Below are 12,001 nucleotides of genomic sequence, written 5' to 3' on the forward strand. Positions count from 1 at the left end.
TTACTTGAGCCTGTCTTATAGACGCGAAAGCCAATATCCAGTTTATCAATGCCTATTTTATTTTGGTTGTCTTCTACTATTTTAGTACCTGCTCGTCGGATACGCTCTTTACCTATTTCTGCAATGTTTTTGTAGCCCGCTTTATAGGCTTCAGATTTTTCATCAGTTGCTTCAGGGAGCTGTACCATAATGAATTTTCGGTTTCCGTTGTCTTCCGCATTGAGTTGCATGACTGCGTGAGCTGTGGTGGCGGATCCTGAGAAGAAGTCTAGGATTATGTCATCACTTCTATAAATCATTTTGCATAAGTACTGAACCAGTTCAACTGGCTTTGGATAATCATCAAAAACAACTTCAAGAGATTTTATTTCAGCCCCTGCTTTTTGCGGACCTCCTAAATTTTCCAACGATGAAATTACGTGACTTTGTATAGTTGATCGTTCTTTTATCACCTCTATTGCACCAGTCGGAGAAATAACAAACCTTGATGATTGTCCCTTAATATCTGTGACTACTTTGTACTTATTTTTAATAAAATCTATCAATAAACTTTTTGAACTCCATCCACTTTTTATTTCAACTTCTTCAAATAATTTTCCATTTTTTATAACGGCATCTTGTGAATAGTGAGGCCATTGTGTGACCCTTTTTTCTATAATTGTTTCATCTATATTCGCAGGGAAACCTTTAGGTAAGACAACTGAACTAACAGGATTTTTGGGTCCATTTTTAACAATCGTATTTATTATTTCATTTTTATACAATTTACTGTCATTTGGTACACTTGGATCAATAACAGGGGGGGCTAAAAAATACTGCTCATCTTTTGCATAACTAAGAATGTATTCGTGACATTTTTTGAACTTTGCTTGATTATCAAAATTACCATCTGTCCGCCAAGAAAAATGAATTAGGAAATTTTCTTCTCCAAACACTTCATCACAAACGCCCCTTAAATTATGAACTTCATTATCATCAATACTAATAAAGATTACGCCATCTTCTGTCAATAAATCTCTAGCTACCACTAAGCGTTCATACATCATACTTAACCAATCAGAATGAAAACGGCCATTGGTATCGGTATTTCTAAATAGCTTGTTCTCTTCCTCATCCGTTGTGCCTAGCTCTTCTTCATAATCTGCTTTTTTAGCTGCGAAATTATCTTTATAAATAAAATCCTTGCCTGTGTTGTAAGGCGGGTCAATATAAATCATTTTGATTTTACCTAGATCAAAACAGGCGACTAAGGCGTTGGTTTGCACAATAAATACGTTGTTACCATGCATTTCCTTTTGCTCAATTGGTAGATTAAGCTCCAGCCCTAAATCTAAAATAACTTGGGTGAGTAAATCATCAGGCTTTCTGCCTTTCTTGATATTGCTTTCTAAAGAAAAAATGTCATCTTGGGTTAGCTGTTCAGGGTGATAATAGACTTCTTTCATATTGCTTGAGTCAGTTTTATAGACGCGAAATCCAATATCCAGTTTATCAATTCCTGCTTTATCTTGATTGTCTTCGACTATTTTTTTACCAGCACGGAGGATACGTTCTTTGCCTATTTCTGTAATGGTTTTATAACCTGCTTTGTAAGCTTCTGATTTTTCATCGGTGGCTTCGGGGAGCTGTACCATGATGAATTTTCTGTTGCCGTTGTCTTCCGCATTGAGTTGCATGACTGCGTGAGCGGTGGTGGCAGAGCCTGAGAAGAAATCAAGAGTCGTACTATCTTCATCTACAAACCATTTAGTGAAATCTTTTATTAGTTTTATTGGTTTTGGGTTGTCAAAGGGAGTTTGGCTTAGTTTAAATAACTTTGCGAAAGCTGTTGAAATAACTCCTTGAGAGCCATAGTTGTTAAGTGTTGTTTGAGGTGTTTCAACACCTCTTTCTTTTACAATTTTTATTTTCCCTTTAGCTGTAAAATAAAACTCTGTTATTTTCTGCCCCCTTGAGTCTAATAAACTATCGCGATCACCATAAAAATATTGCTTCATTTGGTTTTTTTGAGTGTAGGCAGCTTTCAAAGTAACTTCTTCTTTGGTTACACCACTGAAAGAAATCATTCTACCTTTAAGTAGTTCAACTTTTTCAATTCCTCCCCAGTTATCTATTAGTTCTGTACCCTCATTTGCATTAAATCTCACTCCAGCAGGAAATGTAAACTCTGACATAGGGTGACGACCAGATTCTCTTTTCATTGCTCCTGCTTCAAATAAATCTCCATTTCCTGTTGTTGGGGTATCAATAAGCTCAATATTTTTTGCATATACAAAAATATATTCATGGTACGCCTTGAATACACCTGCTTGCGCACTGTGATTTTTATCCCATATTAAACAAGCAATAAAACAATCTTCACCAAAAATTTCATCACAAATTTCTCTTAAATTATGCACTTCTTTATCATTAATACTGATAAAGATAATCCCGTCTTCTTTCAACAAATCCTTCGCCACCACTAAGCGTTCATACATCATACTCAACCAATCAGAATGAAATCGGCCATTGGTATAGGTGTTTTTAAACAGCTTGTTATCTTCCTCATCCGTTATGCCTAACTCTTCTTCATAATCTGATTTCTTAGCAGTAAAATTATCTTTATAAATAAAATCTTTGCCTGTGTTGTAAGGAGGATCAATATAAATCATCTTAATTTTACCTAGGTATGACTCTTGTAAGATCTTCAATACCTCAAAGTTATCACCTTCGATATACACGTTTTCTGTGTTATCAAAATTAACGCTGTCATCTCGGCACGGACGTAGAGTTTTAGTAACCGGGGTATTGGCTTTTAATAATGCGGCTTTCTTTCCGGGCCAATCTAAGCGGTAACGCTCATCGTCATCATCCACTAAGACACTGGATAAACTTTGTTTCAATAGGTCAAAATCAATCGCTTTTTGTACTTCGCCATTTTTATCTTGGGTCTCTGTCATCACATTAGGAAATAGCTTGGCAATCTGTTCCATGTTCTGCTCAGTAATATTCGGGGTTTGCATTTTTAATTTTTCGATCACGATACATCCTTAATAAGCTGTGGTAGTAGTCGTTTAAACTGTAATTTTATCCCGTTAGCCATGTTATATCACCGCAATTAGGGTTTCATGTGAAAGGAGTTTAAAACGTTTGGCGAAGGTCTTTATTCAATAGGAATGCTTTTAAAGCCACCTTAAAGCTCCCTGCTCGTTCAAAGTTTATTTCCCTATGGGGTATTATAAGCCGACGACCTTGTTTTCTGCTCTCTGTGGGCTTTATAGTATTCTTCTAGGGGGGGGGGTATAGCTAGTAGGGAGCTAGAGCGGGGCGTTAATGCGCCTCTGAGGGGCTTGTGTCGAGTCCTACTCTTGACATCAGAGCGTGGAATAGTCGTTATTTTGCAAGATGCTCTACAGCTAAACTTGTATGTATTGGGGGTATGAGTTAAAGTTGTCGGTAATGAAACCTGATATTTCTTATTTCAGGTTTAGAAACAAGCCCCGAACTTTTAAAGTTTAGGGTTTAAAGGCAAAAAAAAACCCAAGCATTTTTAAGTACTTGGGTTTTTTGCCTTTAATAAAGGTTGTGTATGAGTGCTTCAAACACTCACCACAGCTTGAAAGTAAGAGACCAACTCTTGCAATCAAACGAACGTTAATTATATCTTAATTAGCTTCTCATTTGTAAGCAATTTGGTTTTTCTTCTCTTCTTTCAAGCCCAGCCCCTATTTTGGATTAGATGATATTGGAATAGGTCAGGACAGAGCTACCGATCAAGGGTATGTAGAGGTAGTCAGTAAGATCATATTTGTATAAAGTAGAAGTCGCGGGTTTATACCGTCTCACCTGCGGGAATTGAATTTTATAGTGCAAATATGCTGCGTAGCTGTACAGGGGGATATATTTATATATATTCTATAGCGCAGGGGCAGGGCGGAGGTAAAAGGGGCTTAAAAACTCGATTATTCTGTTTATTCTCTCTCGAAATAGCTAAAAAATCGTTAGCATTTTGAGTGGGAAAGATAAACAGGTAAAACCTTACAATCTATGTGTTTAATGGGTGTTCTTGCCCACACTTGCTCTTCGCGTCTGGGCTTCTTTTCTTTTTATTCTTACAAATTATCATTGCTTATTATTGATGCGCGGAGCGCGGTTTAAGAGAAACCATATTGCTGTGATTGAGAGTGATTGTGGGGAATGTGTTGGCTAGTGTTGGTAAGGTGTGGGTAACGTCTTTTCTGTTATCCACACCTTACCAACACGTCCCGTAGGGAGGCAATATATTCACCACATGAACGGTATATCGCAAAATTTGAAAAATGCGGCCTACGAGTATTACAGAGATTGAAAAATTTGCGATATACTGCCAGCTATGGACTCCCCGCGTATTTTTTTAGATAGCTTTAGGAAAGAATGAATGAATAAACAACACGATATCTTTATTTCATATGCCACAGAAGATAAGGAATATGCTACTAAATTAGTAACATCGCTGAACCATCTTGGATTAGCAACATGGTTTGCGCCTTTAAATCTTGAGGTAGGTGATAATCTTGCAAAATCGATTGATGCTGTTTTAACATTTTGTAAATTCGCTGTTGTGATCATTTCGCCCGAGTATACAACTAAGAATTGGACACAATACGAGCTTAATACATTAAATTCTAAAATGGTCGAGAATAAGACGAAGTTATTTCCTATTTGGCATGGTATTGATAAAAAACAAATTGAAGTTTGGAATGCTTCAATTGCTAATATTGTTGCTCTTAATAGTTCTATGGAGCTCTCACTGATATCAGAAAAAATCTCTGGAAAAATCTCTGGAAATGCACCTATTCGTGGTGTTTCTCCAAGCTATGAAAACCCGCAATGGCGTTTTCTTTGGGGGCATGGTGAGCTGATGGTGAATAGTGATAACGGACCTGCGTTTAATATTTTTGAGGCAGCTGAATTTCCAGATAAAGACTTCCCACTATATATTTATAATCACCTATATTCAAAAAAAGAGATAGTAAGTAAGATTGTTCATATTATTTTTTATCACTCATACGATGAGCATAAAAATAGGGTTAGTAAAGAGGATTGGGATAAGCTGTTCTTGCTTTGCAAAATATATGGTTTTGATGTTGAAGATGAAAAATTTGATCCAGCGATTGAATGCCCTTTATTTTTGAAATAAAATATAGTGGAAGAATGATTCTTGAATAGTTAGTTTTGGACTTTCAGTCCAGTCGCAACCTATGCACTTTCAGTGCATAGTGGTTGAGTTTGAACAGAGCACATCCAAGCCTATGCTCGTATGGCATAATAGGAGAATAATCATCAACGGCTCAGAGATAGGTTAAGTAAGTGAATAAAGTAAAGTTTTTATCATCCTTCGTCAGAAGAACAGACGGCGTTAAAGTCCCAGTCCCAATTGATATTGATTCACCAAATAAAAATGATGATGAATATTATCAGGTACTATTAACTAGTATCAATAGCCTATTAGATTTTGATAATTTAATTGTTCTTGCTGGATCGGGTACTTCATTAACTTTCACTAATATAGCACCAAGTATGGGGCTATTGTGGGAAAAGTGTAAAAAAAAAATCCTGAACAGTTCGATGTTGTTCTTAATGCTGTTCAGTATGATAAAAACCAAACTAAAAGAGATGACACAACTCAAGAGCCTTGGAATGATATCGAGTTATTACTTTCTTTGTGTGATCAGTATATAGCGCTATTTCCTGATGATGATGATACTACCAAACTCGTTTCTTTTTTAGAGCAGTCAAAGAAAGTTATCTTAGATGAAACAAACTTTACCGATGCCATTGATTCAAATGATTGGGCTACACATAATAAATTTATAAGAACTTTAGGGCGAAGAAGTCCTAAGCAACAACGACTCAAATTATTTACTACTAACTATGATTTGGCTTTCGAACATTCTGCTGCTAACACTGGCTTTGTTGTTGTTGATGGTTTTGAATTTTCATCGCCAAGCTATTTTAATCCAGCATGGTATCGTTACGATATTGTTGATCGAAGCGGACAATCTAAAAGTTCAAGTTCCTACATTTCTAATGTACTCCACTTGTATAAGATGCATGGTTCTGTAAATTGGACTCGTGAACATGGGCGAGTAAAAAAAGTCGATTATAAAGCGACTATAAATGAGCCTGTTTTCATTTACCCTAGCAGTTCTAAGTATCAAACATCTTATGATTCTCCGTATTTGGATATGATGTCTTCGTTTCTTAATAGCGTTCAGCAACCTAAAACAGCATTGGTATGTTTAGGATTCGGCTTTAATGATAAGCATATTAATAATGCCGTTACGATGGCTCTCAGGACTAATGCAGAATTTAGCTTACTTGTTGCAACAAAAGATCCATTTAGTGAAAGTAGCTCATTTAGTAAGGATATTAGAAGCTTATTGGATTCAGCAATCCAATATGGTGATAAAAGAATTTCTATCATTGATGCAACTTTTGAGCAATTTTCTAACTTGTTACAAGAACGAAGAAAAGAAACTCCAGAAGAAAGACTATTCAAAACTTTTGAGTCATTAGCTGAAAAAATTGCAATGGATAAGGTTGATACTAATGCGTTCTAGTGATTGGTTTACCCCTTATGATTCTAATCGAAGAATTGGTAGTGCTATTAATATTTCGCCAGCAGAGATTACCGCAAACCTATCTGACGCAGGATCAGGTGAAGCAAAGTGGTATTTGGGAGACCGTGTTGCAGCAGGTGAAGTCAACGAATTTGTTTTCCTTGATTGTGGTCAAACTGCTGTATTAGGTCGATTAGTGCAAGTTTGGTTAGATGGGGCGGAAAGACTTTCCGTAGATGCTATATCTATTGAGAATGGGTTTAATAATCCTATTGGTGTTATTCAGTTGTTGACAAGCGTTAACACCGCTACAGGTCAAATATACCGTGGCATCAAAAATCATCCAAGGTTAGGTAGCCAAATCTATTCTGCTCATCCCAAGCTAATATCTATTTTAGCTGAAGGTGATTCTAAAGAAGATGAAATAAGATTAGATATAGCTGAACTGCTATATGATTCAACAGTAAACATTACAGTAACCCCAGACAAACTTTTTGCAAGGCACTGTGCTGTTTTAGGTGCTACAGGTGGTGGTAAAAGTTATTCCATTTCAAGACTGATACAAGAAGTTCAGCGACATGGTGGAAAAGCTCTAATATTAGATCCAACTGGAGAGTATTCAGATTTAGACTGTGAGACCTATTACGTAGGTATGCATGAAAAGGCTAATACTGATAATACGGTTATATTTCCTCATTGGAGACTGCCAGAATCTGACATCTTTGCTTTTTTACGTCCTTCAGCACAGACACAAATGCCTAAGTTAAGTGCTGCTATTTTGAGCCAAAAAATTGTTGCTGAGTATTTTAAAAATCCGCAAGGGCTTGTCATTAATGAACAATCTTCGTTAGTTAAATCGGGAGAGGCAAAAGAACCGTATAATCAAGCTCATGAAATGATGGATAAAAAAGACAGTCAGTATTGGTGTTTCAAAAATATTGGTGATCAGATTATTCATGAATGTGTCTGGCCTTCGATTAAAAAAGGTTTCGGTAAAGAACAAGTCATAGATGAATCAGTTTGGGGTGGGGCATCCGATGGTGATATTGGTTACTGTATGAGCCTTATATCAAGGATAAAGTCTTACTCTGAGAACACGCATTTGAAATGGATGATTGATGCCAAAGGAAATAAGGAGATTCCGAGTCTACTTAGTGATTTTTCCTCAAATAAAACAAATAGCCGCCTTCTTAGAATTGACTTATCAGCCGTATCATATGAAGCAAACAGCCGAGAAATTTTAGTTAATGCTATCGGTAGAAAGCTAATGGAATTGGCAAGAAGCGGAAACATTAATCATACTGATCCATTACTAGTTTTTATAGATGAAGCACATCAGTTTTTAAATAAAACCGTTGGAGATGAAGCAACTGCTATTAAATTAGATTCATTTGGAAATATTGCAAAAGAAGGTCGTAAATATGGTCTGAATGTGGTTATTGCAACACAACGTCCAAGAGATATACCTGAAGATGTATTAAGTCAGGTCGGCTCTTTGATTGTTCACAGACTAACTAATTATCATGACCAAGAGGTTGTTAAAAGAGCTGTTGGAACAATGGATCAACGTTCAGCATCATTTTTGCCAACATTGAGTCAAGGTGAAGCATTGTTGTTAGGGATTGACTTTCCCTTTCCGATGACGGTTAAAATGAAAAAACCAATCATTAAGCCAACATCGAAAAGTGCGGAGTATTCTGTGGCTTGGCAGCGAAAATTGGTTGTAAATAGCAGAATAGCAGAATAGCAGAATATCTCGAAATACCAGATGAATATGTAGAGGCGTTTGATAGGGTTCTGTCGCAAAAAACAAAATCACCCTATTACCTACGATCATAAGATTTAATTTCAGCCAAAGAAGGTTCGCATGTTTGACTAAAAATAGTGCGACTTTTCAAGTTATTATTCTCATGAATGTCATATAGTACCTGACTTTCTCACTAGTTTATCGGATGGGATGAGAAAGTATTTCTCCTAGATGGTATCTTATCCATTGGTTGCATAAAAAAGGTTACAGTTGATTTTTACACTAATATTTATTTTTTGCGACAGAGCCCTCATAAATACCTCTGGAGTTAATTGGAGGTATTATCTTGCCCTTTTTTAAAGAGGTTTAGAATGTGTGGTTTAATTGACGTTTACCTTGATTTTATTGGGTTAAGGTCGATTTCGTATTTTAATTTTTTCTGATTTTTTTCTTGGAATTCAAGATAGAAATATACGCATTATTAGATATAGATCGAGCTGTTGTTTGAGTGGATTTTAAGATTGAAATTTCACAAATTGATATAGACCTTAGGTCAAGATCAAGTTTCAGCTTCCTTTGTTTTGATCTTGAAATTCTCGTGATGGTCTTGTCGATGTAAAACATTTTCAACCATAAAACTAATCTGTCCCCTTTTTAAATGAATACGAGGGGTGTGGGTTATGGCATTGAACATCCTGCTAAACTCTACAGCGCACTTAACATTTAAGTTTCTAGTCGTCTGTACGATACAGCCCTAAAGATCGCGCCATCGAGGATCCCATTGATAATCCTGAAATTCGACACTCACTAGATAAGATTACATAACCTGAGTTCGGGATAAGGAATTATAGCAAAGGCAATAAATCTACTGTGATTGATAGTGATTGTGGAGAATGTGTTGGCTAGTGTTGGTAAGGTGTGGGTAACATCTTTTCGTTATCCATGCTTTATCAATACGTCCCGTAGGGAGCCAATATATTCTCCACATGAACGGTACACCTCAGAAATTGTGGAATGCGGGCTGCGAGCATTACAGGAGCTAATTTTACTTGTACGCGCACGTGAAAAACAAAAATAGGAAGATTAGCTATGAACACTAACTATAAAGATAAAAAGACTATATCTGGGAATGACAACGAAGCCTTAGATGAATTCTTAGCAGGTAAAGAAAGATGGAATGCTTATGTTGAAAAACATGGCGATGATACGGAAGTGGACTTTTCAGGTGTCGATTTTCCAGAGTACCGGAAATATGGTGACAAATTTAACTTTTCAGGGTATCGATTTCCGAAGAAAGGGCACGTTATTTTCGAAGAGGCCAATTTCGGTGGTGTTGTAGTCTATTTCGATAACGCCAAATTTGGTGAGGGTAATGTTAATTTCGACAAGGTCAAATTTAAAAGTTTTGTGAGGTTTAAATACACAGAGTTTGGGAAAGGAGTTGTATCTTTTCATGAAGCCATATTTTGTAAAAATGTGAATTTCGACTTTGCTAAGTTCGGGGAAGGGGATGTGTATTTTCTAGGAACGGAGTTTAGAGAGTCTTTGTTTTTTATGATGGCGGACTTCGGGGAGGGAGGAGTGTATTTCACAGAGGCTAAGTTCAGAGGGGCAGGCGTGCATTTCAATGGAACGAAGTTCGGACAGGGAAGACTGTTTTTCAAAGAGGCTGAATTCGAGAATTCAGATATGATGTTTGAGTACTGTGAATTTAAAGGTGATGTATCGTTTCGTTCATTGAAAGGCTCAGATAAATTGAACGGATTATCTTTTCGGAACAGTATTTTTAATAAATCTTTGGATATATCAGACAATAGTTTTAACTGCATACCAAACTTAAGCAATACCAAATTAACTAATCAAGTGTCATTAGATAGAATGAAGGTTAATCATCCTAATACCTATAAAAAGGGTGACGGTGAAAGTTTATGCCGCCTTAAAGAGATCGCAGAAGACAATAAAAGCTACCAACAGGCACTGGACATCCATGTCATGGAAATGCGTGCTAAACGTTGTGAGTGTGAGAGCAAGCCTAGTCGGATATTAGATTGTTTTTTTGATAAGCTATGTGTCTATGGGCAGAGTATTTCGCGGCCAACTATTTGCCTTCTTGTGAGCATTGCAGTTAGTTGGGGATTCTATGGATATTGCAGTAATTTGAATATGGAAAATAGTTTTTTGTACTCGCTCTCACAAGCGCTTCCATTCGTCTCTGCTGGTCGTACATCAGAAAATTACAATTTTAACAAGTTGTTCACATGCGGGACAGTGCAAGAGTGGATGTACTTTTTCAGTCTGATTCAAGGCCTGTTTTCGTTTGTGTTTTTATTTTTAATAGGTTTAGGATTGCGTAATAGATTTCGACTCTGAAATTCACTCTCACATTTAAAAACCTGTTAACTTTATGGAAGTGGACAGTTGCTCTGATGAATACTATTTCATCAACAAGTGGCGGCAAGTATTTTGTGTTGCGTCCTAGCCGTGATCTTATTTCTAAACAGTTGAAATGTGTTATTTTTTACCACAGACAAAAATGACACATTAGAGAGTGTCAATTATACGTATATATGTGAATTATCGGACACATCCATATAGCTGAGATACGACATATTAGGTGTAAATATTAGAGTCACTGAATGTGTTAAAAAAACAAGTGTATTTTTAACATCGCCATCAACACAGCTAATTACCATTAACAAGACCTTATTTATAGTTAATAATGTTAAAAAAGACTGTTAAAAAACTTATCTCATGCTATAGTTAATAAAACCCATGTTAAAAAAGTACACACAGGCGCGCCATGCTACTTCACGAAATTCCGACATAATTTCTTCAAGGTCGCGATACGAAACGCCATACCTGACATAAAAGAAAACAGCATAAAGAATGACATCTTTTTGAAAGTGAGTGCCTTTGAAGCTGAGCATGTGATCCACCTTTTATTGAAATTGATAATTATGATAGCAGATAACGTCGGGAGGGGGGATTTATGCGACAGAACCATAAAAAGGGCGTGGTTAGGAAAAGCAAACCTAGTGGCGTATACAGGCGTTTTATCACAAAAATACACCCTTATAACCCTTGAGGTGTGTGTCGCCCCACATGGCTCTTTATGTGGCTAGATCGCAACGAATGGCAAAGAGTTTGCAGGTTACAGTTGATAACACATGCCTTTGATAATTCAATCATACTATTCCGCTTCTATTTCTTTTCCTTCGATTTTCTCAAGGGCTGCTTTAACGGTAAAATATAATGCTCTTGATAGGTTATTAACATTACTAGGCGGCGTTTTAAAAGGCTCTATATCACTTTCTCGTAATCGTTTAACGGCTGCCACTTTCTTAATTTTTCCGATAATCTTCCCCTCTGGAAGCTTAGAAAAATATTCCCTAAAGTCGCGTAAATGTTCATTTTCATTACTTGATACCATATTCATAATGAACCTTACATTTTTAGCCCCGTACTCTTCTAGTTGTTGCATATGTTTTATTGCCATGTCCACGCCTTCGGGGTCTGGGATAACAGGCATTAAAACAAGATCAACGCTTTCCGCTATCCATTTATCAAACTTGGGGCGATTACCACCGCTATCAACAATGCAAAAACCATCACTATTAATGGCTGCACCCATTAGAGTCGATAGGGTTTCTGGTTGTCTTGCATCATAATACAT

The 12,001-nt window shown here is 36.7% G+C and carries 5 protein-coding genes and 2 pseudogenes; 4 read left to right on the forward strand and 3 right to left on the reverse strand.

The window, feature by feature from the left end; all coding sequences use genetic code 11:
• A partial coding sequence (locus CDZ78_RS24005) for a site-specific DNA-methyltransferase (RefSeq protein WP_307190453.1) occupies positions 1-3,017 on the reverse strand: 3,017 nt, incomplete at its 3' end.
• Between the two features lie 1,379 nt (positions 3,018-4,396).
• Here CDZ78_RS24005 and CDZ78_RS04340 point away from each other — a divergent pair.
• The 4 genes and pseudogenes from CDZ78_RS04340 to CDZ78_RS04355 all read left to right on the forward strand — a co-directional run bounded on the left by CDZ78_RS04340 (position 4,397) and on the right by CDZ78_RS04355 (position 10,698).
• A complete protein-coding gene (locus CDZ78_RS04340) occupies positions 4,397-5,158 on the forward strand; it encodes a toll/interleukin-1 receptor domain-containing protein (RefSeq protein WP_087868876.1) in 762 nt (253 codons plus the stop codon).
• Positions 5,159-5,328: 170 nt separating this feature from the next.
• A pseudogene (locus CDZ78_RS04345) lies at positions 5,329-6,581 on the forward strand (SIR2 family protein).
• Entirely contained in the window at positions 6,571-8,328 is a 1,758-nt protein-coding gene (locus tag CDZ78_RS04350; RefSeq protein ID WP_087868877.1) for an ATP-binding protein, read from the forward strand. The pseudogene CDZ78_RS04345 and the gene CDZ78_RS04350 overlap by 11 nt, the downstream one beginning before the upstream one ends.
• 1,089 nt (positions 8,329-9,417) lie before the next feature.
• A complete protein-coding gene (locus CDZ78_RS04355; protein WP_087868878.1) occupies positions 9,418-10,698 on the forward strand; it encodes a pentapeptide repeat-containing protein in 1,281 nt (426 codons plus the stop codon).
• A gap of 446 nt (positions 10,699-11,144) precedes the next feature.
• Here CDZ78_RS04355 and CDZ78_RS04360 read toward each other — a convergent pair.
• Positions 11,145-11,255, reverse strand: a pseudogene (locus tag CDZ78_RS04360) (IS6 family transposase); the annotation flags it as partial.
• A gap of 263 nt (positions 11,256-11,518) precedes the next feature.
• Positions 11,519-12,001, reverse strand: a 483-nt coding sequence (locus CDZ78_RS21705; protein ID WP_087868879.1) for a P-loop NTPase family protein, incomplete at its 5' end; no start/stop codon positions are given.

Origin of the sequence: Bathymodiolus platifrons methanotrophic gill symbiont, assembly GCF_002189065.1 — a bacterium.
GTDB lineage: Bacteria > Pseudomonadota > Gammaproteobacteria > Methylococcales > Methylomonadaceae > Methyloprofundus.